Consider the following 23,425-nt stretch of genomic DNA (forward strand, 5'->3'; position numbering starts at 1 on the left):
AATAATAGAGAAAATCAAACATGAGAAAAATTATTTTTAGTCTACTTTTATTGACTAGCGTCTTTTTAAGCGCTCAAGAAACAGGGAGTATTGCCGGTACACTTACCGACACCGAAATGAACAACGAACCCCTACCTTTTGCCAATGTAGTAATTAAAGGAACCACGAAAGGAACCACTTCCGATTTTGACGGACTTTACGAAATTGGAAATCTTGAACCGGGCACCTATACAGTGATCTTCAGTTTTCTTGGGTATGAAACCGTAGAGATCCCGAATGTAAAGGTTGAAGCAAAGAAAGTTTCCACCATAAATGTACCGATGGCAACTACGGGGGTAGCCTTGGAAGGGGTAACCGTAACAACAATTGCCCGAAAGGATTCTGAAACGGCGCTTTTGATCGATCAGAAAAAAGCCATTGAGATCAAGGAAAGTATTGGTGCTGTGGAACTCGGTAAAATCGGGGTTTCCGATGTAGCATCGGCAACCACTAAAATATCGGGCGTATCGAGTAGTGAAGCTACCGGCGATGTATTTGTTCGCGGTCTTGGGGACCGTTACCTATCCACAACACTAAACGGACTCACGGTGCCTTCGGATGATGTTGAAAAGAAAAACATTGACCTGTCCCTTTTTCCCACCCGAGTAATACGAAATGTAAGCATCAGTAAAACGTACGCCGCACAATCCTCAGCCGATCAATCCTCTGGCACCATAAACATAAGTTCCAGGGAACTTGTTGGCTCCTCGGAATTAGGGGCAAATCTTTCCACAGGAATCAATTCCAATGTGGCCAAAAGTGGTGTATATGACAATTTTAAGATTTCGCCCAATCAAAGTGATGTGACCTTTGGTTTTTACAACTCGAACAAAACCATACAACAACAAATTACCCAACAAGGTTGGAATACAAGAACACAGGAAAACCCCATGGATTATTCATTTTCCATGATTGCAGGGAAACGGATAAAAGACAAGCTATCTATCTTTTTTACAGGTTCCCACTCGAGGTCTTATGAATTTCAAAAAGGACTCTTTCGCCAGTACAGGTCCAACTTCGTTGATGACACCATAACCGATGCCACAACCTATAGCAATAAAATCGTCAACACGGCCTTATTGGACATGACGTTCTTAGCCAATGACAAGAACAAGATCAAATCGAGTACGTTCTTTGTGAATAAAATAAGTGAATCTGTATTTGAAGGCGGGCGAAATGGGGAAGCCACGATTTTTGAAGAGACCGCTCCCTCTGAAGGTCTTTTTCAGTTCGTAAGGGACCAGAACACCAAACAGACACGTTTGTTGGTTACACAGCTTATGGGGTCTCATGGGATTGGCGACAACAACACTTTGAAATGGGCAGGGGGATATAATATCCTAAATGCGGATGAACCGAACAGGATCAGAAACGAAGTGAACTGGGACCCCAACAATGTTGAACCTGACTTTGATGTTCAGCTTGGTAGAAATGGTGGTTTTCAACAAAGAAAATCGAGTCAATTTATTGAGGATATCGAATACAACGGCTACATTAAAGATGTTCTGGATATTATCAAGGATGAGGATAATGCAAAGACTTTCAAGGTCGAACTGGGCGTATCCTACAGAAACAAGAAACGTGACTTCAGTTCGGAATTCGTAGGTGTCGAAGAAACCTCCACCAACGCCGTCAATCCGTCTTCAATCGATAACATTGGAAGTATCTTTCAACAATCCAATTTTGATAGCGGCCTGCTCGAACTCAATTTATTGGGGTCAAACGCCAACGATGAACGCAAAGACATCTATACCGGGGAATTGGAATCAAAAGCGGCATTCGCAGATTTTAACGTTGGTCTGGAGAAATGGAATTTCAATGCCGGTCTTCGGTTTCAAAAAGATGGGATAAAAGTCAAGTACGATATAGGAAACTTATTCCCAAGGGAAGGGGAAAGCTTTCAAGAATACAACAATCTGTACCCAAGTCTTAACATTAAATACTCGCTCAACGAATTACACGCCTTAAGGCTTGCCGTAAGCAAAACCTTGACCCTTCCTGAATTCAAGGAGGTCTCCCCTTTTGAATATGTATCACCAACGAGTCAGGTAATCCGTGGTAACGTAGATCTTAGGGCCTCCAAGAACTTAAACTATGATATTAAGTGGGAATATTTCCCTTCACCCACCCAATTGATTTCCGCCTCTATTTTTTATAAAGACATTTCAGACCCTATCAACAAAGTAAGGGACAGAGGGTCTGCCGGAGTGTTCTCATACTTCAACTCCGCAGAAAAAGCAGAAGTATTCGGACTTGAGGCCGAAACCAAGGTAGACTTGATCAAACCAACCATCAATGAAGAAGATGGTACCCCTAGTGGACAAAACTTGAACATGGTGTTTAATGCAACACGTATGTGGCATTCACAGGATTTAAAAGAAATTTACAAGGACGATGGGACATTATTGAGAACCTTTAGGTACAAGGGTATTGAAAAAACAGACCTACAGGGTGCCTCTGACTGGATTTTCAATACAAGTCTCAATTATAATACAATAGGCAAAAACCCCTTCTCCGCTTCCTTAAATGCCAACTACGCCTCAGACAAGATTTATGCTTTGGGCGTACCTACGGACCAATCGAATCGAGATATCTTTTACGATGATGCCATTATAGAAAAAGGATTTGTGGTGCTCAATGCTGTTATCAGCAAAATAATTGCCAAAAAATGGAAAATAACCCTAGTGGGCAAAAACCTCCTCAACCCGGAAATAGAACAAACACAGCGTATTTTGAAAAATGTCGCTGAAATAGCCTCGGACCCCACTGCCAATCGAATTGAAGTTGATGAGACCGTAAGTTCCTACACGACCGGTGTCGGACTAAGCTTAGGTCTCAGTTATCGTTTTTAATGAATCACAAACAACAATAAATATCTAACAAATTCTAAATCCAATAGTATGAAAACGAAAATTTTAAGATTAACAATGGGTCTAATGGCCATTACCTCCTTGTTTCTTACAAGTTGTAGTAGCGACGACGGAGGCACCGATCCAGGAGAAGAAGCCACCTGTTCCGACGGCAAGATGAACGGGGATGAGACCGGCATCGATTGTGGTGGCTCATGCACCGCCTGTGAAGACACAAACCTTACGGGGTCATTAACTGAAGATAGGACTTTGGATGCCAGTAAAACATATACCCTTACCACAACCTTTAGTATTGAGTCAGGAGCTACACTTACGATCCCTGCAGGTACTAAAATTATTGCAGACGTAGAAAGTGGGGATGAGACAAGTACCTATATCGTAGTTCAAAAAGGAGCCAAAATCAATATTCAAGGTACTTCCTCAAATCCGGTCGAGATGACCTCTGAGAATGAATCTGCCGGTGACTGGGGTGGTTTGGTAATTGCGGGTAATGCAACCACGACCGAAGGTTCCGATGCCACTGCAGAGGTTGGCCAAATAAAATACGGGGGTAGTACAGACACCGATAATTCTGGTTCCATAAGCTATTTAATCATACGATATGCCGGTGCCCAGATCAATCCCGATTCACAGTACAACGGACTTACACTTTATGCCGTAGGTTCCGGGACAACTATAAATAATGTTGCCTTGATAGACGGTAAGGACGATGGTGTTGAATTCTTCGGCGGTACGGTTTCCGCTTCTAACTTCTACTTGGAAAACAACGAGGATGATGCCGTTGACTGGACAGAAGGTTGGAGTGGTACTTTGACCAATACCTATGTTGTACATACCGTTGATGGTTTCTCTACCGCCGTTGAAGCCGATGGTGAAAACGGAAATCCGACCTTAGCCAACTTTACAGCGGTTTCAACCGTAGGTGGTACAGCCTTACAGTTCAAAAAGACTTCCGGCGCCACTATCACTGGACTTTCTTTAGCTGGGTATGACACAACCGTAGATATGAAAGACGATGGACCTTTGGCCAACGTACAAATAGATGGGGCCGACGCTAACCCTGAATTAAGCTACATAGCAACCCCTACTGTTGACATTGAAAGATTTGCTTGGGTCAATTCTTCCACAACAGCGGAAACTTCAATTTTAACTGGCTCTTTAACTAGTGAACTTACCTTAGACGCTGAGATAAAATACTTCTTGGATAGTACTTTTAGTGTAGAGGCTGGCGGTAAATTGATTATTCCGGCAGGAACTGAAATCGTTGCCGATGTTGAGAATGGTGATGAGACCAGTACATACATCGTTGTACAAAAAGGTGGTCAAATCGACATCCAAGGTACTGAATCCAGTCCCGTCATAATGACTTCCGCCAATGAAAACCCTGGCGACTGGGGTGGTTTGGTAATCGCAGGAAAAGCGACAACTACCGAAGGTACAGACGCTACCGCCGAGATTGGACAGATTAAATACGGTGGATCTGATGATACCGACAATTCCGGTTCTATCAAATACTTGGTCATCAAATATGCAGGTGCACAGATCAATCCTGATTCACAATACAACGGACTTTCACTTTATGCCGTAGGTTCAGGGACAACTATTGACAATGTTGCCTTGATAGACGGTAAGGACGATGGTGTTGAATTCTTCGGTGGTACGGTTTCCGCTTCTAACTTCTACTTGGAAAACAACGAGGATGATGCTGTTGACTGGACAGAAGGTTGGAATGGTACTTTGACCAATACGTATGTTATACATACCGTTGATGGTTTCTCTACCGCCGTTGAAGCCGACGGTGAAAACGGAAATCCGACCTTAGCCAACTTTACAGCGGTTTCAACCGTAGGTGGTACAGCCTTACAGTTCAAAAAGACTTCCGGCGCCACTATCACAGGACTCTCTTTAGCTGGGTATGACACAACCGTAGACATGAAAGATAATGGTCCTTTGGCCAATGTTCAATTAGATGGGGCTGATGCAGATCCAGCTTTACCTTATATCGCAACTCCAACTGTGGATATTGCAGCCTTTGCCTGGGTAAATTCGGAAACTGAAATCGAAACAAGTGTTTTGTCGGGAAGCCTTTCTACAGATTTAACTTTGGATGCTGACATTACGTATTACTTAGCCGAAACATTAAGTGTTGAGTCAGGTGCCACATTAACCATTCCAGCAGGAACCTCAATAATCGCCGATGTCGAAAGTGGGGATGAAACCAGTACGTATATCGTTGTTCAAAAAGGTGCCAAAATCGATATACAAGGCACTGAAGCCAGTCCAGTAGTGATGACTTCCTCCAATGAGGCCCCTGGTGATTGGGGTGGATTGGTAATCGCTGGGAATGCGACAACCACTGAAGGCACTGATGCAACTGCAGAGGTGGGACAAATTAAATATGGGGGCACGGTAGATACCGATAACTCTGGTTCCATTAGCTATTTAATCATACGTTATGCCGGGGCACAGATCAATCCAGACTCTCAATACAACGGCCTTACACTATATGCCGTAGGTTCCGGGACAACTATCGAAAATGTCGCCATGATCGATGGCAAGGATGATGGCGTTGAATTTTTCGGTGGAACTGTTTCGGTTTCCAATTTCTACTTCGAGAACAACGATGATGATGCGATAGATTGGACAGAAGGCTGGAGTGGTACTTTGACCAACGCCTATGTTCTACATACAAATGCCGGTTTCTCAACTGCAGTTGAAGCTGACGGCAGCAACAACAATCCGAAACTCGTAAACTTAACCGCAGTTTCTACCCAAGATGGTACTGCATTACAGTTTAAAAAGACTTCTGGAGCAACCATAACCAATCTTTATCTTGAAGGTTATGCCACTTTGGTTGATATGAAAGATTCCGGTCCTTTGGCCAATGTACAGATTGATGGTGCCGATGCTACCGTCGCTGGCCCTTATAACTCAGGAACGAAAGTTGACATTACTCTGTTTGATTGGGCTACTGGAAACTAAGCCACAATTAAATACCACTGAAAGCCCTGACGAATTAGTCGGGGTTTTCTTTTTTGCAGTACATCTGTGGGCGTTTTAAATACAAGTGAACCTGCAAGATATTAACCTAAACCTTTATATATAACCTTCCCATAACATTCAATTAACCTTAGTCCGTTTTATTTGCAGTCAATTTTTAACCCATGAAGAAACTAACTTCTATTCTTGCTCTATTTATTACCCTTGGTGTTTGTGCCCAAGAAAAAGGCGCTATTTCCGGAAAAATAATGGACTTGGAAATCGAAAACGAACCCATGCTATTGGCAAATGTGCAAATTAAAGGGGGTTCCAAAGCAACACAGACCAATTTTCATGGGAATTTTGAACTGAAAGATATTCCCGTAGGGCAACATACTTTAATCGTCAGCTATGCCGGTTATGAAAAATTAGAGATACCCGTACAGGTCGAAAAAGATAAGATTGCAGAAGTTAATGGCGGTTTGTCGCAGAAAACATTATTTGGGAGTGATATGGCCATTACTAAAACCATACAAAAAGAATTTACCAGAGGACCAAGTTTAAGGTAAGACGCATATTTGATATAAAAAAACATCCCGCTTTTGGCGGGATGTCTTCGTTTTGATTGGTTAAATTATCGTCAATTCTTTGCTAGTCCTTCTTTTTTAACACCGTCGACACTAGCAATCTCGTTATTGCTATATCTTACTTCCTTCATTTGATCACCGACCCAAAATGTCCATTTCCCTACTTTACGCCCATTTAAATAGGCGCCTTCAGAAATCTTTTTACCTTCTTCGTTAAAACTTGTCCATTCCCCATGTAACTTTCCATCAAGGTTAAAAGTCCCTACTTGACTTACAATTCCATTGTCATGAAAATAAGTAGCTTCTATCAATTCGGTTTCTTCATTTAAACCGACCTTATTTTCTTGTTGGGCATATGCAAATGACGTTGCCAATAGTACGGTTAGGAGTATTAAAATGTTTTTCATGATCGATCTTTCTTGTAATGACTAGTACGAAGATACGTTTTTTTTACGTTCACTTAACGTTTACTTTACATTAAAAACGATCGCCTTATGACTTCATTATTTTCCAATTACCCATAAAATGGGCCCATTGAACCAAATAACCCATTGCAATACCCTTTCATAAGTACCACAATAATGGATTCCTTTTTCAGCCAAATCCATTGCTTAACGTTTAGAAAACATTATCTTGACACGGTATGGGTTCCATACCGCGCAAAACCATTAACGCAATGAACTTCAGACATATAACCGTATTGTTTGTTTTCCTAGGGACCATTATTTCCTATTCACAAGAGACAAATGCGCCTAAATTTGGCAAAGGCCTATTTAACCTTGTTGGAAAAGACAGTACGTGGAGCATGAAAATCGCTGCACGTATGCAGTTTCTCTCAACCAATACCTGGAATAAGGGTGATGACGATAATTGGGTCGATCCAGAGCAAAATTTTCTGGTGCGTAGGGCTCGACTAAAATTCAATGGGTTTGCCTATACGCCAAAACTTAAGTACAAACTCGAACTGGGACTATCCAACCGTGATATTTCAGGTGCCTCCACCTATACCGGCAATGCCCCTAGATATATCCTCGATGCCGTCATTATGTGGAATTTTTATGAAAATTTCGAATTATGGGTGGGTCAGACCAAACTGCCCGGAAACATTGAGCGGGTCATTTCCTCAGGAAACCTGCAACAGGTAGATCGATCTTTGGTCAATAGTAGATTTAATATTGACCGTGACCAAGGAATTCAATTACGGCATCATTTCTATGTAAAGAACAACTTTTTGATTCGGGAAAAATTCGCCATCTCCCAGGGGGAAGGTAGAAATATCACCAGTGGCAATTTGGGGGGCCACCAATATACCACGCGTTTGGAATTATTGCCTTTCGGAACCTTTGAAGGGAATGGGGAATACAGTGGCAGTGACCTACAAAGGGAAACGAAACCGAAGTTAATGCTTGCCGCGACCTATGACAGTAACCAAAATGCAGTAAAGACAAGAAGCAACCAAGGCTCCTATATGACCAATGATACCGGTTTTTACGAAACCAATATCAATACTTTCTTTTTAGATGCCATGTTCAAGTATCAGGGCTTTTCATTAATGGGCGAATATGTACATCGGGATGCCAAGGATCCCATTGCTAAAAATTCGGATGGCACATTAACGGGTGATGAAGTACAAGTGGGCCATGGACTTAATCTACAAACAGGATATCTTTTCCGTGGCAATTGGGAAGTGTCTGGCAGGTACACCGAAATCAACTTGGACGAGGCCATTACAGGAAGAAATCCTGAAACCCAATATACTCTTGGTTTTTCTAAGTATATTGTTGGTCATAAACTGAAGGTTCAGACCGACTTAAGTTATTTGTCAGTAGATGGTGGATCGGACAGGATAATGTATCGCTTGCAATTAGACGTTCATTTTTAATTTAAAAAAGGGATATACGAATATAAAAGTTTAAGTGATTGAAGATGTTTTCCTGAAATCCATTTCACATCCAAAATGTGGAAATCGTTTTATTGAAATATTTTTTATCCGCAACATATAGTATTGATTTAACATATTCATAACATTTTGGTAACTTTAGACCATAGGGTTAAGGCTATGTTTACGCCGTTACTTTCAAAAGTTCTTTTATGGATAACATTTACTTTTTAATGATCATAGCACTGGCCATTTTAGCCATAGCGGATCTCGTTGTAGGGGTTAGTAATGACGCCGTTAATTTCCTGAATTCCGCACTTGGTTCCAAGGCCATCTCCTTTAAAACCATAATGATCGTGGCCAGTTTGGGTATCGCATGTGGTGCTGTATTCTCCAGTGGACTAATGGAAGTTGCTAGAAAAGGTATTTTTGTGCCAGGGGAATTTATGTTCAGTGAAATCATGATCATATTCATGGCCGTTATGATCACCGATATTCTCTTGCTCGACTTTTTCAACACCTTGGGCATGCCTACCTCCACGACCGTATCCATTGTTTTTGAATTATTGGGTGCAGCGGTTGCCATGGCCCTTATCAAAATAGGCATGGATGGCGGTTCATTTTCAGAGGTCGTTAATTATATCAATACAACAAAAGCCACCGAAATTATACTGGGTATTCTATTGTCCGTGGTTGTCGCCTTCTCGGTCGGGGCCTTGGTCCAATATGTATCCCGTCTTTTGCTATCCTTCAATTTTGAAAAAAAAGCGAATTGGGTAGGATCTGTATTTGGAGGATTCGCCTTGGCAGCGATTACCTATTTTATCTTTATCAAAGGATTGAAAGGAACGGATTATTATGCTGAAATCAAACCCATGATCGAAGGCAAGACTGCTATTATCATTGCCTTATGTTTTATAATTTGGTCCCTCTTATCCTATGTTGTTATTGCCGTTTTCAAAAAGAACATATACAAACTCATTATTGCGGTAGGGACTTTTGCCTTGGCATTGGCCTTTGCCGGTAATGACCTTGTTAATTTTATTGGGGTACCTATTGCGGCCTATCAATCCTATGAGGCTTGGGTCATCTCAGGAGTACCAGCCAACGAATTCGCCATGGGCGTTTTAGGCACAAAAGTACCTACCCCTACCACTTTTCTTCTTGGTGCCGGTTTGATAATGGTCTTGACCTTATGGTTTTCCAGCAAGGCTAAAAAAGTAGTGAAAACCTCCATCGACCTTTCTAGTCAGGCAGAGACAAAAGAACGTTTTAATCCGAATTTCTTGTCCAGAACCTTGGTCAGAACTACGATATTGGCTGCAAAATATACGGCAACCGTTATTCCGAATTCCCTTCAAACCCGTATAGACCAACAATTTACGAAACCCGTTATCAAACTCCCGAAAGGCAAGGAACATGAACTTCCTGCGTTCGACTTGGTGCGGGCAGCTGTCAACCTCATGGTAGCCAGTGTACTTATTTCGATCGCGACATCAATGAAACTACCCTTATCAACCACCTACGTGACCTTCATGGTCGCCATGGGTTCTTCCTTGGCGGACAGGGCATGGGGTAGCGAAAGTGCCGTTTACAGGGTCGCTGGAGTACTTAATGTCATTGGAGGATGGTTCTTTACCGCCCTGTGTGCTTTTATTGCTGCAGGGACTGTTGCCTATTTGATCCATTTGGGTGGTAGCGCCATGATTGCGGTCTTATTATTATTGGCCATTTTACTATTGACACGGAACTACATAAAACACACCAAAAAATCAAGGGAAGTTAAAGCTGAGGATAGTCTGAGTAAGGCTGAGAGCCAATCTATCCATGGGGTTATAGAAGAAAGTGCGGATAACATTTCAAAAGCACTTAGGCGGGTAAGTAAAATAAACCAAATTACCATTAATGGATTGATCAATCAAGATCTCGATGCGTTAAAAAAGGCAAAAAAGACCGTAGTAAAACTTGAAAATGAAATTGAGGAACTTCAGAATGATATTTTCTATTTCATCAAAGATCTGGACGACTCCTATTTAGGGGCCAGTAAATTCTATATCGATGTTATCGGAAGCATTCAGGACGTTGCACAATCATCTAGCCTGATAGCAAAAGTCAGCCATAAACATGTTAACAACAACCATAAGGCCCTAAAGAAAAAACAAGCTGAGGAATTGTTGTACATCAACGAGAAATTGGTGCACTTATGTTCTGAAATAGGCAAAATATTCGATGCGCGTTCCTTTCATGATATAAAACCCAATATTCTCCAAGAAAAGCAGGATTTGTTGGCCTACGTTAAGGAATCCATCCAAAAACAGGTGGAACGTACAAGATTTGAGGAATCGAGTCCTAAGAACACGACCCTCTACTTTAATATTTTATTGGAAACCAAAGACCTTATCAAAGCGAACATGGATATTCTAAATCTTTATTTTGAAGAACATAGAAATAGCACAATAGGTCAGGAACCGATAGATTGAAAATAAAAAAACCAAAAAACGATACTTTCTTATTTTCGAACTTCCAACAAAGTGTCGGTTTCCCCATATAACAACTCCGCCACTTCGATCAATTTTTTGACAATATCGTTAACATGATCGTTGTCATTTACCAATGAAGAAGCCATATCAACGGTTATCAAATCGTTCCGAATCAGTTTGTTTATCGATTTTGTGCTTTGGTGCTTGCCTTTTCTAGCTTCCTCCTTAAGCACCAATAATTTTGAATACTGGGCTTCCCGGTCCACTTCTTTTCTGAACAAATAGATAACGCGTAAAACTTTTACGATCTTCTTCCTGAACTTATCATACTCTTTACTAATATATTTATTGTCGGAATTTAGATAGTAGGACACATTCCTACCCAGTTCACGAACATCCTCGATAATCTCTACCATCTTGCGACTTGCGATCCTTATCTCGGATAACCGCGTATTCTGCACCTTGGTCATCTTTAAATCACTTTGTGCCGTAGTAGCATATCTTATGATTTCGCCATAGATGGTTTTTACCTTGCTCGAATACAATTCCCTTACATTGGTTTTAAAATCCTCCTTAGAGCCCTTAACAATCTCTTTTATCCCTATGTTTGATATAATCGCTTCCCGATGGATATTAAGTCCATGGGCTACGATTTCAAAAATTGCATTTTCGTACAAATACTTTGCCTCATTGATCAATGATACGATTACGCCAGAGGGAAATTGTAGTACGGTCTCGTTCAAGAACTTGGGCTCATCGATATCCTGACCCACTTTTTCCTTAAAGAATACCAGTAAAAAGTGTTCCAGTTTTTTAATGAAAGGAATCATGATAAGCACCCCTAAAATATTGAAAATAGTATGGAAGAGAGCTAGTTTCAAAGTATAATCAGTAGTGGCTATCCCTACCACCTCGGACAATATATTAACCAGATCCGCCAACGGGTAAATAAAGACCAGTGCCACCAAACCCGTCACTAGATTGAAAATTAAATGTGCCCCTGCCAAACGTCTTCCAGCCACATTGGACCCCAAGGACCCCAATACCGCGGTAATGGTTGTACCCACATTCGCCCCAATGGCCAATGCCAAGGCATTTTCATATTCGATCTGGCCTGCAGACAAGGCGGCCAAAATCAGGGCCAAGGTGGCACTACTCGATTGTAGTATGGTGGTTACCAATATTCCCAGACCTGTATACACCACCACTCCCCAAAACCCGGGAATGGCATATTGGGTCAAATCGATATAGGCTTTGAAAACATCAAAACCCTCTTTCATGTAGTGAATACCAAGAAAGAAAAAACCTAAGCCCGCCAAGACATTGCCCAAACCCTTAAATTCAGCCTTCTTTTGAAAAGAAAAAACAACCCCGAATACGAGCATGGGCATCGCCAAAGCGGAGATCTGCAATTTCAATCCAAATACAGCGACCAACCAAGCCGTGGCCGTAGTACCGATATTCGCCCCGAAAATCAACCCAAGACCACCGTTTAATGTAATCAATCCTGCACTAATGAACGAAATGGTAATTACCGAAACCAAGGAACTCGATTGGATTAAAGCCGTAACCACGGCCCCAACACCAATACTCTTATATAGTTTATGGGTAGCCCGTTTTAAAAGGTTTTGCAGGGGGCCTTTGGTAAAGACCCTAAAACCTTCTTCCAACATGATCATCCCAAATAACAGGATGGCCACACCCGCCCCTATGGTCTTTAGATTGGAATTAATCAACAAAAGCACTGCCAATATTCCCAGCAAAATATAAAACAACAATTTTTTAAACAGCCCCATGCCAATGTATTTTAACAACTTTGAAAAATTAGGGAATATAATCAATGGTTGAAAAATCACAAATACAGCGACCTTTAATTTCCATGAATCCCTTGAAACCACCATAAAACCCATGTATCCCAAGAGACGATATTACCCTTAAGTAAATATAATGTTAATTTTATGTTATTCGAAAAGCCCGGATTCTTTACACAAATGGGGCTAAAAACCAGTTTCTATTGATCATCTTTTTCATTATCCCCGAAAATATAGATCAAGAATCAAAAAAAACAGGAAATCAATAAAAAGAATAAAATACAGTATGAACTGAAATTCATAACGTTAAGATCACATTTGCCTATAATATTTGCAGTACGTTTGCATGTTTCCTTGAATAGTTATGTATGGATAATATTTACCTTCTGATGATTATTGCACTGGCTTTCCTAGCCGTTGCTGATTTGGTTGTAGGCGTTAGTAATGATGCCGTGAACTTTTTGAATTCCGCCATTGGCTCAAAGGCCATCTCCTTTAAAACCATTATGATCGTTGCCAGTGTTGGTATCGCTCTTGGTGCCATATTCTCCAGTGGGATGATGGAGGTAGCCAGAAAAGGTATTTTCAACCCAAGTGAATTCATGTTCAATGAAATCATGTTCATTTTCATGGCCGTGATGATTACCGATATTCTTTTGTTGGATTTCTTCAACACCTTGGGCATGCCCACCTCGACGACGGTTTCAATTGTTTTTGAACTCTTAGGGGCAGCTGTCGCCATGTCTATGATCAAAATATGGGATAGCGGCGGTGACTATACCAATGTGCTGGATTATATAAACACTTCAAAAGCCCTGGAAATAATACTGGGTATTTTGCTTTCAGTCGTTGTTGCATTTACCGTGGGTGCCATGGTGCAATGGATCTCCCGTTTGCTATTGTCTTACAATTTTGAGAAAAAGGCCAAATGGGTCGGCGCCTTATTCGGAGGCATTGCCCTTTCCGCCATCACCTACTTCATTTTAATGAAAGGCATCAAAGGCACCACTTATGCCAGTCAGTCCTTTGATTTGATCGGTGGTATGACCATAAGTGATTTCTTGGAACAAAAGGTTTGGTTTCTGATCCTCGTGAATTTCACGATCTGGTCTATCCTATCCTTCTTTTTAATGACCCTTGCTAAAGTCAATATTTACAAACTGATCATTGGCGTTGGCACTTTTGCCCTGGCCTTGGCCTTTGCCGGCAATGACTTGGTGAATTTCATCGGGGTACCTATTGCTGCCTTCCAATCCTATGAAGCATGGTCAGCCTCCGGGGTTGCCGCTACCGAATTCAGTATGGCCATACTTGCCAACAAGGTTCCTACCCCAACTTTACTGCTGTTCATTTCCGGTATGATCATGGTAGCCACATTGTGGTTTTCGAAAAAAGCACGTCACGTAGCCGATACTGAAATAAACCTTTCCAGGGAAGGTGCCTCAAACGAACGTTTTGAGCCCAATGTACTTTCACGTGGCATTGTGAGGCTTTCCATACTTATGTCACAACTAACATTGATCTTTCCTAAATCAGTAAGAAAAAAGGTAGATGCACGTTTTAAAAAACCAGTAATACACCTTTCCAAAGATAAAAGCTATGAGCTACCTGCCTTTGATATGGTGCGGGCTGCCGTGAACTTAATGGTTGCTGGCATCCTAATTTCGATAGCCACCTCCTACAAACTTCCTTTATCCACAACCTATGTCACTTTTATGGTGGCCATGGGAACATCATTGGCCGATAGGGCGTGGGGACCAGAGAGTGCCGTATATAGGGTTGCAGGTGTCTTGAATGTCATCGGGGGATGGTTTGGAACCGCAATTATTGCCTTTGTTGCCTCAGGTGCCATATTGACCATTATCAGTTTTGGAAAAGGCGCTGCGCTTGCCGTACTATTGTTCGCGGCTATTTTGTTGCTCATAAGAAGTTATATTTCCTATAACAAAAAATCAAAGGAAATAAAGGCGGAAGATAGCCTACGTAAAGCTGAGAGCAGTTCTATACAAGGCGTTATCGAAGAGAGTGTACACAATATCGCCAATGTGATCAAGCGTACCAACAAGATCTATACGAACTCTATCAACGGACTTGCCCGACAAGATCTTGATCAACTAAAGAAAGGGAAAAAACAGGTCTATAAACTGTCTAAGGAGATTGATGAACTTAGGGATAACATATTTTACTTTATCAAAAACCTTGACGAAACCAGCATAGGTGCCAGTAATTTCTACATTACAATTCTAGGAAATCTGACTGACATCGCCCAATCCCTTGATTATATTGCCAAAATATGCCATAAGCATGTCAATAATAATCACAGTAAATTAAAATACAACCAAATAAAAGAGTTAAAACAAATTGACCAGGAATTGGAAACATTGTTCAATAACACGAAGGAAGCCTTTGATAACCGATCTTTTGAGAGGATGGGCATTCTCCTTCAGAACAAGCAAAATCTCTTTGACATGGTCACCGAAAAAATACAAAAACAAGTAGCACGGACTAGGACCGAGGAATCGAGCCCTAAGAATACCACCCTATATTTTTCATTGTTATTGGAGACCAAGGATCTCTTGAAAAGCACAATAAGCCTCATGGAATCATACTACAATGAACACGACAGTAGTGTTAAACCTGCCAGACTTGATGAATAAGTTCTTTCGGAGACCACCAAAATGTCTATATTGGGCAAAATTGCCATAAGGCCAAGGTCGACGTTGACATAATCAATCATATACCAACCGGATTATTCGTCGCGATTGCCAACAGGATTTACATTTGCCATGCATGCGTTCTGCACATCAAATTTTTATCCTGGCCAATTTTGGATTTTTATAAAAAAACGAATAAATGAAAAGGTTTCTCCTAACAATGATCGTAATGGTTGGTTTACAAACTGTCACGGGCCAAGATTTAACTTCAACCCAATTACTGGATAAAGCCATCGCCTATCACGATCCAAATCAACTCTGGAACCTGTTTGCTGGCAAATTGTTCATTACACTACAATATGCCGATGGTAAAGAACGCCAAAGTGAAATCGAAATAAACCTTCCCAAGGAATATTTTAAAATAACCACCTTTCGGGAAGACGATATAGTGCTAGAGCTTATGGTGGAGAAAAACGATTGCACCTTAAAATTAAACGGCGAGACCACCATCTCCGATGAAGATAGAAAGACCTATCGGTTAAGCTGCGAACAAACACTGAAGACGAAGGACTATTACACCTATCTCTATGGCCTTCCCATGAAATTAAAAGACCCGGGAACAATCATAGACCCCAACGTTGAGACAAAAACCTTCAAGGGCAAGGAATACTTGGTCTTAAAAGTGAATTACGAGGAAGGTATAGGCAAAGACACTTGGTATTTTTACTTTGACCCCACTACTTATGCCATGGAAGTGTATCAATTTTATCACGATGAATCAAAAAATGATGGGGAGTATATTCTTCTAAGTGATGTTGAGAATGTGGCCAGTATGAAAATACCCAAGACAAGGGCTTGGTATACCAATAGTGATGACAGACTTTTGGGTATCGATATTCTAACAAAGGCAGAACCCTTAAAATAATCAACGACCATACTGTCGGGATAACCGCCAAGTATTATAAAATCAAACCCAAAACAGCGGTAAACGAATTAAAATATAAGGAAACGAGGCACTACGGAATTACCTCAAAGGGATTCTCCCATTGACTAACCCTATTGGCAAAAGAGGACTTTCTATCGATAAAAATTCATCTCATCCATATAGCGCCAAACCTCATAGGGCAACAAAGGTTTGATGTTCTTGCCCTTCTTATGGTTTTTGCGAATGAAGGTCGATGAAATCTCCATAATGGGTGCATCTACATGATGTATCCTTGGATGTCCCTTAAACTGATGGTCTACCTTCCCTTCCGAAACCCTGGGGTATACATAAATGGAATAGTTTTCGAGAATGACCCCATAATTTTTCCACTTGTGGAAACCCTTTAGATTGTCCTCTCCCATAATCAAGGAAAAGTCATGATCATTCCCATACTGCTCCCCTAAATGGACCAACGTATTAATGGTATAGTTCGGTTGCGGCAAATCAAACTCTATCTTACTTGGCTTCAGTTTGGGATACTCTTTCGTAGCTTCAAATACCATTTGGTATCTATGATGGTTGTCCAACAGGGTTTTCTTGGTCTTAAACGGACTCATTGGCGTGATAACAAACCATATTTCATCTAAATCGGAGAATTCCACCATATGATTGGCTATTACCAAATGGCCAATATGTATGGGGTTGAATGTACCGAAATATAACCCGACCTTTTTCATTTTCACCCTTCGGTTTTGGAAGTTTTTGCCCCCACATATTCAGCGACTAGATTCTTTGCCTCTATCAGGGCCGTATCCAAATCGTAATTCTTGATTACCTTATCGAATTGGGGTGCTGTAGCCAACTCTACCGAAGCTTTTGCAATACGCATATTGATTTTATCATCACTTTCCGTACTTCGTTTTTTCAAACGAATCTTAAGTTCGTCAACACTGGGTGGTTTAACAAACACAGCAAGTGTCACATCGGGATATTTCTTTTTGATCCGTAGTCCGCCGACCACATCAATATCAAAGATCACATTCTTGCCTTCAGCCCAAAGTCGTTCGACTTCAGTCTTTAGGGTGCCATAGAAGTTATCCCTATACACTTCCTCCCATTCAAGGAAATCATCATTTTTTATGTGTTTCTTAAACTCTGAAACAGTCATAAAATAATAATGTTCCCCGTTTTTCTCCTTGCCCCTGCGTGGCCTAGATGTGGCCGATACCGAAAAAGCCAGGTTCAACTCGGGCTGTTCCAATAAGTAACGTACAATCGTGGTCTTACCACTACCCGATGGGGCAGAAAATATGATCAGTTTACCTCCTTCCATCACAAAACATTAAGCATTTGTTCTTTTATTTTTTCTAGCTCATCCTTCATTTGTACAACGAGTTGTTGCATAGGAGCAAAATTGGCCTTTGAACCAATAGTATTGACTTCCCTGCCAATTTCCTGGCTAATGAACCCTAATTTTTTACCATTACTGTCTGAGGACTTCAAGGTTTTGGAGAAATAATCAAGATGATTGGCCAAACGCACCTTCTCCTCGGTGATATCATACTTTTCCAAATAATAGATCAGCTCTTGTTCAAACCGGTTTTCATCCACTTCGGCTTTTAGGTCCGAAACTGCTTTTTCCAATCGTTCACGAATAGTTGCCTGTCTTTGGGGGTCCATTTCTATAACTTGAGCCAACAAAGCCTCAAGGTTCTTTATGCGCTGAATAAAATCGCTTTCCAACACTGAACCTTCTTCTGATCGAAATTTATTTATCTCGGATAAGGCTTCCTTCAGTGCCAACTGTATGGTCTTGTATTCCTCTTCATCGATATCTTCCCTTTCGGTCTTCATGGCATCGGGTAAACGCAAGGCCATTTCCAACAACCTCAGATCCTCACCATCCGCTATCGATTTCAATTGTTTCATGTATTGCCTCACTACCCCTTCATTCACTTGGGCCGAAGTTTCATCCCCTGTATACTCTACATACAATCCGAAATCTACCTTACCCCTCACCAATGAACTGGCGATGACTTTCCGCAATTCCAATTCCTTGGCCCTATAGGCAGAGGGCATCCTCGCATTTAAGTCAAGACTTTTACTGTTCAGTGATTTTAATTCTACCGTTACTTTTTTAGTGGGGAGTTGTATGGTGTGCTTCCCAAATCCCGTCATGGATTGAATCATGGAGTATTTTTTATTTCCCGCAAAGATAAGCAATTGTAGTTTGCCAAATACCCCATAACTCCCTGTTCAGTCCAATTTAAACAGCCCTACTCTTTATCAAAATTTACAATTGTAAGCCACTGGCATTATTCGGATTTTTAAATACCCAGGATTTTTCTTAGAGCATCCTTATCTATTTCGGTACCTGCAAAATCATCAAAGGTCTTTTCGGTAGCCTCTATAATATGGTCTTGAATGAATTGGGCACCTTCCCTTGCCCCTTGTTCCGGACTTTTAATACAACACTCCCACTCCATTACCGCCCAAACATCACAGCCGTATTGGGTTAGTTTGGAAAAAATACTCTTAAAATCTATTTGTCCGTCACCCAACGATCGATATCTACCGGCTCGATCTCCCCAATCATTATAACCGCCGAATGCACCTTTCTTACCCGTAGGGTTAAATTCGGAATCCTTCACGTGAAAAGACCTGATGAATTCGTGATAATGATCGATGTAGGCAAGATAATCCAATTGTTGAAGTACAAAATGGCTCGGGTCATAGAGTATATTCACTCTTTTATGGTTACCAGTTGCCTTGAGAAAACGTTCAAAGGTATCCCCGTCGTGTAAATCCTCGCCCGGATGTATTTCGTAGCACACATCAACCCCTTCCGCGTCAAAATGGTTCAATATGGGCAACCAACGCTTCGCCAATTCCTTAAAACCCATCTCAACCAAACCTTTTGGCCTTTGGGGCCAAGGATGCATGGTATGCCATAATAGCGACCCAGAAAAAGTGGCATGTGCCTTTATGCCCAATCTGCGACTTGCGGTAGCGGCTTTTTTCACTACTTCGACCGCCCATTCCGTCCTGGCTTTTGGGTTGTTCTTAAGCTTGTCGGGGGCGAAACTATCGAACATAAGATCGTAGGCAGGGTGCACGGCCACCAATTGCCCTTGCAAATGGGTAGACAACTCCGTGATCTCCAAACCGTAAGAATTGACCTTGCCCTTTAGCTCATCGCAATAGGTCTGGCTTTCTGCCGCCTTGTCCAAATCAATCAAAAAACCTTCCCATGTAGGTATTTGTATCCCCTTATAACCCAAATCCGATGCCCATTTACACATTCCATCCATGGAATTAAAAGGTGCTTTACTATCTACAAATTGCGCCAAAAAAACGGCAGGTCCCTTAATTGTTTTCATTTGGTATGATTTAATATGGTTATTATACTGACAGTTAAAAGAGTTAGGTCGTAAATCAAAGAATATACGCTATATTTAATCCTTTGGAAGTTGACCTTTGTTTCTTCGGACTTGATTCATAAAGATAACAAATACATCATAATCCAAATAGTAATACGATTGGAAGGTGTTTCTGGTACCCGATCAGGATTTTGGATATGGTTTTGCAAAATAAAGCCGGCAACACCAGCTAATATTTTTCCGTTCACTAAATTTGAAGTATATGGAATTACCAGCGTACTAAACCATACGCTTTTACGTTTTATAGATTGAGCCACATTGTATCCCGTACAATGGAAGCAATTAAATTACAATACGACCATGGATAACGCATCAGCCCGCAATATGTGGGGAGATTACTTAGACAACCATCTGGAAGATGCCTTTGCCGAGGCTCCGAAAACAATGCATTTTTTTGACAATGAAAAAGATGCCAACGAGTGTGCCCTATTGGTTAAAAATGGAATTAAGAAGGTCATCACCCATTCCCTTTTAGGACTACAATACAGAAAGGAACCATTACCTAAAATCGGCGACTTTACCGTGGTGACCGATTGGAATGGAAAGGCACAGTGCATTGTGCGCACCACCTCTGTGCAATTGAAACCTTATTTCAGTATCGATGGGGAATACGCACAATTGGAGGGGGAAGGTGATAAAAGCCTCGCCCATTGGAAAAAAGTACATTGGGATTATTTTACACGGGAACTGGCACCCTTTCAAAGGGTACCCCGGGAAAGTATGATCATCGTTTGTGAATCGATTGAAAAGGTTTTTGAAAGAAAATAAACAAATCCCTTCCTAAAAAAATCATCCAAAAGGCAACCCCTAATTTGCATATACCCCAGCTAATCATGATGTAAAACCGCAAATGGCTTCAACCTTACCCTTTTCCCTGTATTTATTGATTTTCCAAATCGACCCAAACATTACCCCCTTTATGTGAGGCCACGGTAGCTTCGATAAAGTCCATGCCACGAACACCATCCAGCATTGTAGGGAATTCCCCATCGTTATATTCCTGGTTCCTAATAGCCTTTGCCGCCCCCTTATAAATATTGGCCATCGCATCAAAAATACCCTCAGGATGACCTGCTGGCAATTTTGTGCCATCCAAGGAAAACGCTGAATTATAAGCATGCCCTGGTTTATAGATCTTGGTAGGTTCCGTATCGCTTAAGAGATATAGGAAATTAGGGTCTTCCTGTTGCCACTTAAACGCCCCTTTTTCACCATAAATAGAAATCGCCAGTCCATTTTCCTCACCAGTGGCCACTTGACTGGCCCGTATAACCCCTTTTACATGGTCTCCCATTCTTACCAACACGGTACCGTCAATATCCATAGGGTTATCGTTATATAGATAATTGAAATCGCTTAAAATTGATTTTACCTTAAGTCCGGTAGTGTATTCCAGCATATTAAAGGCATGTACCCCAATATCACCCATACAGGAACTGACACCTGCCTTTTCCGGGTCTAATCGCCACACAGAGGCGCGTTTCTCCTTATCATGGATTATGGTATTGATCCAGCCTTGATAATAAACGGCATCTACCTTGTGGATTTTCCCCAAAACGCCGGCCTTTATCATTTCCCGCATTTGGCGTACCATAGGATAACCGGTATAGGTATGGGTCAATGCAAATACGGTTCCTGCGTTCTTATGGGCCGTTTGTAATTCCTTCGCCTCTTGCAATGTGGTTGTCATCGGTTTTTCACAAATTACATGAAATCCGTTTTCCAACAATTTCAAGGCCATCGGGTAATGCAGGTAGTTTGGAGTCAAGATCGCGCATACCTGAACACGTTCATTTTCTGGCAATCCCATTTCCTCAACAACAAAAGTGTCGAAATCACTATAAACGCGATCCAATGGCATATCGATTTCACTGGCAAACGCCTTGTTCCTTTCAAAATCGGGGGTAAAAACAGCAGCCACTATTTCATAATTATCATTGATCTGTGAGGCTACGCGATGTAAAATCCCAATAAGGGAATCACCACTACCTCCTAAAACCCCAAGTCTAAGTTTTTTTGGCATGAATTACTCTTTTTTTAAATCTTATAAAATCAACTACTTAATTTTGAACCATTGTTTTAAAGCAGGACCAAACCTGTTAGTGTCTATCGTAGTAGGAACCGTCAAAACCCAAAAACCAAGTTTTCGTCTCCATTCCTTGGTATTTACCGTTTGTAAAAGGCATAATCCATATTGATAGGCTCCAAACCATTGGCCCGAAAATCCATCGCTATCTGTGCCCTATGGTGTGTAGAATGGTTGATGACTTGAAAAAGCATCTCTTGAATGGTATTGGTGAACAATCTGCCTTCGGTATTCTCATAATCAACACGCTTTTCAAACTCATTGGTATGGGTGACAATATCAAAAGAGGTTCTTTGATTGTCGTAATGTACATCCGCCCAATCCGATATCGGCTGGCTTTGCCATATTTTATAACTAATGGGTTTGGTAAGGATTCTTGAATTCCATAAATGATGGGCATTTAGAATATGGCTAAAAAGCTCAATACTCCTATCCGGTACTTTATCGAATTTCTTACATTCTTCAATCAATTTTTTATTGCAATAAAAATTGTAATCAAACAAATGATTAAAAAAGACCTTCATAAAATTGTTTGTTAGTTTAACTTTTTAGCCCAATCTAGGTTTTTTAAATGTAGAAAAATTATTTAATATTTATGCTTCAAGAAGACAAACAATTTAATATCTTGAGGATGAAATACCTACCATTACTTTCAAGACTTACGAAATACCTTTAAGAAATAAGCCATATCGAACCAAAATATCGCCCGTACCAAATAGGATCGCATACCATTTAGCCGATAAACCAAATTAAAACCAACCGATGAAAAGAAGAAGTTTTATTCAAAAGACCGCTCTTACCACAGGAGCAATTTCCATGACCGGAAGCTTGGCATTTTCCAATTCCAAAGAAGTTACAAAACCCGGTTTCAATCTAAAATATGCCCCTCATTTAGGTATGTTCAAAGAACATGCCGGTAAAGACCCTATTGATCAGATCAACTTTATGGCCGATCAGGGATTTACCGCATTTGAGGATAACGGAATGATGAAACGTGATGTATCCCTCCAAACCAAAATGGGGGAGACCCTTGCCAAACGCAATATGACCATGGGCGTATTCGTTGTCGAAAAAGGCGGCAATATGGCGAATACCCTTGCTGCAGGCAAAAAGGAACACATTGATATTTTCTTGGACGGATGCAAAAAGGCCGTGGAAGTGGCAAAACGCGTAAACGCCAAATGGATGACCGTTGTGCCCGGGGGCTATCAAAGAAATTTGCCGATAGGCATCCAAAATGCAAATGTCATTGAAGCGTTACGCAGGGGCGCTGAAATACTAGAACCCCACGGTTTGGCCATGGTTTTGGAGCCTCTTTCCGATTCACCCGATCTTTACTTACAAACATCGGAACAAACCTATCTGATCTGCAAAGGTGTCAATAGCCCTTCATGCAAGATCCTATATGACATTTACCATATGCAGAAGAATGAAGGTAACCTCATTCACAATATGGACCTAACCTGGGAGGAAATCGCCTATATCCAAATCGGGGACAACCCAGGAAGAAAAGAACCGACCACGGGTGAAATCAACTATAGAAACATTTTCAAGTGGATCCACGAAAAAGGATTTGAAGGAATCCTTGGTATGGAGCACGGGAACTCACAACAAGGCAAAACGGGTGAACAGGCCGTTATAGATGCTTATCGTAAGGTCGATGGTTTTATGTAGT

Annotated in this window: 17 protein-coding genes; 9 read left to right on the top strand and 8 right to left on the bottom strand. The window is 41.2% G+C overall.

Annotated features, from left to right (window positions below):
• Nucleotides 1-20 precede the first annotated feature (20 nt).
• The 3 genes from LX92_RS00245 (at nt 21) to LX92_RS00255 (ending at nt 6,457) form a co-directional block, all read left to right on the top strand.
• Nucleotides 21-2,891, top strand: coding sequence for a TonB-dependent receptor (locus LX92_RS00245; protein ID WP_109648280.1), 2,871 nt, complete (start codon nt 21-23; stop codon nt 2,889-2,891).
• 48 nt (nt 2,892-2,939) lie between these two features.
• Nucleotides 2,940-5,891, top strand: coding sequence for a beta strand repeat-containing protein (locus tag LX92_RS22955; RefSeq protein WP_190263524.1), 2,952 nt, complete (start codon nt 2,940-2,942; stop codon nt 5,889-5,891).
• Between the two features lie 182 nt (nt 5,892-6,073).
• Nucleotides 6,074-6,457 (top strand): carboxypeptidase-like regulatory domain-containing protein, encoded by a 384-nt coding sequence (locus tag LX92_RS00255; protein WP_109648281.1) that lies wholly within the window; start codon nt 6,074-6,076, stop codon nt 6,455-6,457.
• Between the two features lie 71 nt (nt 6,458-6,528).
• On the opposite strand, the gene LX92_RS00260 is transcribed toward LX92_RS00255, so the two are convergent.
• Nucleotides 6,529-6,882: a toxin-antitoxin system YwqK family antitoxin gene (locus LX92_RS00260; RefSeq protein ID WP_109648282.1), complete on the bottom strand. Its 354-nt coding sequence runs from the start codon at nt 6,880-6,882 to the stop codon at nt 6,529-6,531.
• 269 nt (nt 6,883-7,151) lie between these two features.
• Here LX92_RS00260 and LX92_RS00265 point away from each other — a divergent pair, with 269 nt between their 5' ends.
• Together LX92_RS00265 and LX92_RS00270 are read left to right on the top strand one after the other, a co-directional pair.
• Complete coding sequence (locus LX92_RS00265) at nt 7,152-8,357, top strand: porin (RefSeq protein ID WP_109649011.1); 1,206 nt, start codon at nt 7,152-7,154, stop codon at nt 8,355-8,357.
• A 209-nt stretch (nt 8,358-8,566) separates the two neighbouring features.
• Nucleotides 8,567-10,834, top strand: coding sequence for an inorganic phosphate transporter (locus LX92_RS00270; protein ID WP_109648283.1), 2,268 nt, complete (start codon nt 8,567-8,569; stop codon nt 10,832-10,834).
• Nucleotides 10,835-10,863: 29 nt separating this feature from the next.
• Here LX92_RS00270 and LX92_RS00275 read toward each other — a convergent pair whose 3' ends face one another.
• Entirely contained in the window at nt 10,864-12,630 is a 1,767-nt protein-coding gene (locus tag LX92_RS00275; RefSeq protein ID WP_223308294.1) for a Na/Pi cotransporter family protein, read from the bottom strand.
• Between the two features lie 383 nt (nt 12,631-13,013).
• Between LX92_RS00275 and LX92_RS00280 the strand changes: the two genes are divergently transcribed.
• Together LX92_RS00280 and LX92_RS00285 are read left to right on the top strand one after the other, a co-directional pair.
• Nucleotides 13,014-15,302: an inorganic phosphate transporter gene (locus LX92_RS00280; RefSeq protein ID WP_109648284.1), complete on the top strand. Its 2,289-nt coding sequence runs from the start codon at nt 13,014-13,016 to the stop codon at nt 15,300-15,302.
• Nucleotides 15,303-15,498: 196 nt separating this feature from the next.
• The gene (locus tag LX92_RS00285) at nt 15,499-16,224 is read left to right on the top strand and encodes a DUF6503 family protein (protein WP_109648285.1); all 726 of its coding nucleotides are present in this window, start codon (nt 15,499-15,501) and stop codon (nt 16,222-16,224) included.
• A 152-nt stretch (nt 16,225-16,376) separates the two neighbouring features.
• On the opposite strand, the gene nadD is transcribed toward LX92_RS00285, so the two are convergent.
• The 4 genes from nadD to LX92_RS00305 all read right to left on the bottom strand — a co-directional run bounded on the left by nadD (nt 16,377) and on the right by LX92_RS00305 (nt 19,604).
• Nucleotides 16,377-16,961 carry a nicotinate (nicotinamide) nucleotide adenylyltransferase gene (nadD, locus tag LX92_RS00290; RefSeq protein WP_109648286.1) on the bottom strand — a complete coding sequence of 195 codons (585 nt, stop codon included), beginning with the start codon at nt 16,959-16,961 and terminating at the stop codon, nt 16,377-16,379.
• 2 nt (nt 16,962-16,963) lie between these two features.
• Nucleotides 16,964-17,557, bottom strand: a complete 594-nt coding sequence (gene gmk / locus LX92_RS00295; RefSeq protein ID WP_109648287.1) for a guanylate kinase — start codon at nt 17,555-17,557, stop codon at nt 16,964-16,966.
• A complete protein-coding gene (locus LX92_RS00300) occupies nt 17,557-18,414 on the bottom strand; it encodes a YicC/YloC family endoribonuclease (protein WP_109648288.1) in 858 nt (285 codons plus the stop codon). Before LX92_RS00300 ends, gmk begins: the two co-directional genes overlap by 1 nt.
• A 137-nt stretch (nt 18,415-18,551) precedes the next feature.
• Complete coding sequence (locus LX92_RS00305; protein ID WP_109648289.1) at nt 18,552-19,604, bottom strand: sugar phosphate isomerase/epimerase family protein; 1,053 nt, start codon at nt 19,602-19,604, stop codon at nt 18,552-18,554.
• Nucleotides 19,605-19,964: 360 nt separating this feature from the next.
• On the opposite strand from LX92_RS00305, the gene LX92_RS00310 reads away from it, so the two are divergent.
• Nucleotides 19,965-20,432 carry an ASCH domain-containing protein gene (locus LX92_RS00310; RefSeq protein ID WP_109649013.1) on the top strand — a complete coding sequence of 156 codons (468 nt, stop codon included), beginning with the start codon at nt 19,965-19,967 and terminating at the stop codon, nt 20,430-20,432.
• A 112-nt stretch (nt 20,433-20,544) separates the two neighbouring features.
• Here the strand turns inward: LX92_RS00310 and LX92_RS00315 are convergent, their stop codons facing one another.
• Both LX92_RS00315 and LX92_RS00320 read right to left on the bottom strand, forming a co-directional pair.
• A complete protein-coding gene (locus LX92_RS00315; protein ID WP_109648290.1) occupies nt 20,545-21,687 on the bottom strand; it encodes a Gfo/Idh/MocA family protein in 1,143 nt (380 codons plus the stop codon).
• A 143-nt stretch (nt 21,688-21,830) separates the two neighbouring features.
• Nucleotides 21,831-22,274 carry a DinB family protein gene (locus LX92_RS00320; protein WP_109648291.1) on the bottom strand — a complete coding sequence of 148 codons (444 nt, stop codon included), beginning with the start codon at nt 22,272-22,274 and terminating at the stop codon, nt 21,831-21,833.
• Nucleotides 22,275-22,512: 238 nt separating this feature from the next.
• On the opposite strand from LX92_RS00320, the gene LX92_RS00325 reads away from it, so the two are divergent.
• Nucleotides 22,513-23,424, top strand: coding sequence for a hydroxypyruvate isomerase family protein (locus LX92_RS00325; protein ID WP_109648292.1), 912 nt, complete (start codon nt 22,513-22,515; stop codon nt 23,422-23,424).
• Nucleotide 23,425 lies beyond the last annotated feature (1 nt).

The organism is Maribacter polysiphoniae, assembly GCF_003148665.1.
Taxonomy (GTDB): Bacteria; Bacteroidota; Bacteroidia; order Flavobacteriales; family Flavobacteriaceae; genus Maribacter_A; species Maribacter_A polysiphoniae.

Excerpts from the sequence above, each read along its gene's own strand:
- LX92_RS00265 (WP_109649011.1), top strand. The coding sequence starts at position 7,152 with ATGAACTTCAGACATATAACCGTATTGTTTGTTTTCCTAGGGACCATT.
- LX92_RS00310 (WP_109649013.1), top strand. The coding sequence starts at position 19,965 with ATGGATAACGCATCAGCCCGCAATATGTGGGGAGATTACTTAGACAAC.
- LX92_RS00260 (WP_109648282.1), bottom strand. The coding sequence starts at position 6,882 with ATGAAAAACATTTTAATACTCCTAACCGTACTATTGGCAACGTCATTT.
- gmk (WP_109648287.1), bottom strand. The coding sequence starts at position 17,557 with ATGGAAGGAGGTAAACTGATCATATTTTCTGCCCCATCGGGTAGTGGT.
- LX92_RS00245 (WP_109648280.1), top strand. The coding sequence starts at position 21 with ATGAGAAAAATTATTTTTAGTCTACTTTTATTGACTAGCGTCTTTTTA.
- LX92_RS00300 (WP_109648288.1), bottom strand. The coding sequence starts at position 18,414 with ATGATTCAATCCATGACGGGATTTGGGAAGCACACCATACAACTCCCC.
- LX92_RS00305 (WP_109648289.1), bottom strand. The coding sequence starts at position 19,604 with ATGAAAACAATTAAGGGACCTGCCGTTTTTTTGGCGCAATTTGTAGAT.
- LX92_RS00255 (WP_109648281.1), top strand. The coding sequence starts at position 6,074 with ATGAAGAAACTAACTTCTATTCTTGCTCTATTTATTACCCTTGGTGTT.
- LX92_RS22955 (WP_190263524.1), top strand. The coding sequence starts at position 2,940 with ATGAAAACGAAAATTTTAAGATTAACAATGGGTCTAATGGCCATTACC.
- LX92_RS00280 (WP_109648284.1), top strand. The coding sequence starts at position 13,014 with ATGGATAATATTTACCTTCTGATGATTATTGCACTGGCTTTCCTAGCC.
- nadD (WP_109648286.1), bottom strand. The coding sequence starts at position 16,961 with ATGAAAAAGGTCGGGTTATATTTCGGTACATTCAACCCCATACATATT.
- LX92_RS00270 (WP_109648283.1), top strand. The coding sequence starts at position 8,567 with ATGGATAACATTTACTTTTTAATGATCATAGCACTGGCCATTTTAGCC.
- LX92_RS00320 (WP_109648291.1), bottom strand. The coding sequence starts at position 22,274 with ATGAAGGTCTTTTTTAATCATTTGTTTGATTACAATTTTTATTGCAAT.
- LX92_RS00315 (WP_109648290.1), bottom strand. The coding sequence starts at position 21,687 with ATGCCAAAAAAACTTAGACTTGGGGTTTTAGGAGGTAGTGGTGATTCC.
- LX92_RS00325 (WP_109648292.1), top strand. The coding sequence starts at position 22,513 with ATGAAAAGAAGAAGTTTTATTCAAAAGACCGCTCTTACCACAGGAGCA.
- LX92_RS00285 (WP_109648285.1), top strand. The coding sequence starts at position 15,499 with ATGAAAAGGTTTCTCCTAACAATGATCGTAATGGTTGGTTTACAAACT.
- LX92_RS00275 (WP_223308294.1), bottom strand. The coding sequence starts at position 12,630 with ATGGGGCTGTTTAAAAAATTGTTGTTTTATATTTTGCTGGGAATATTG.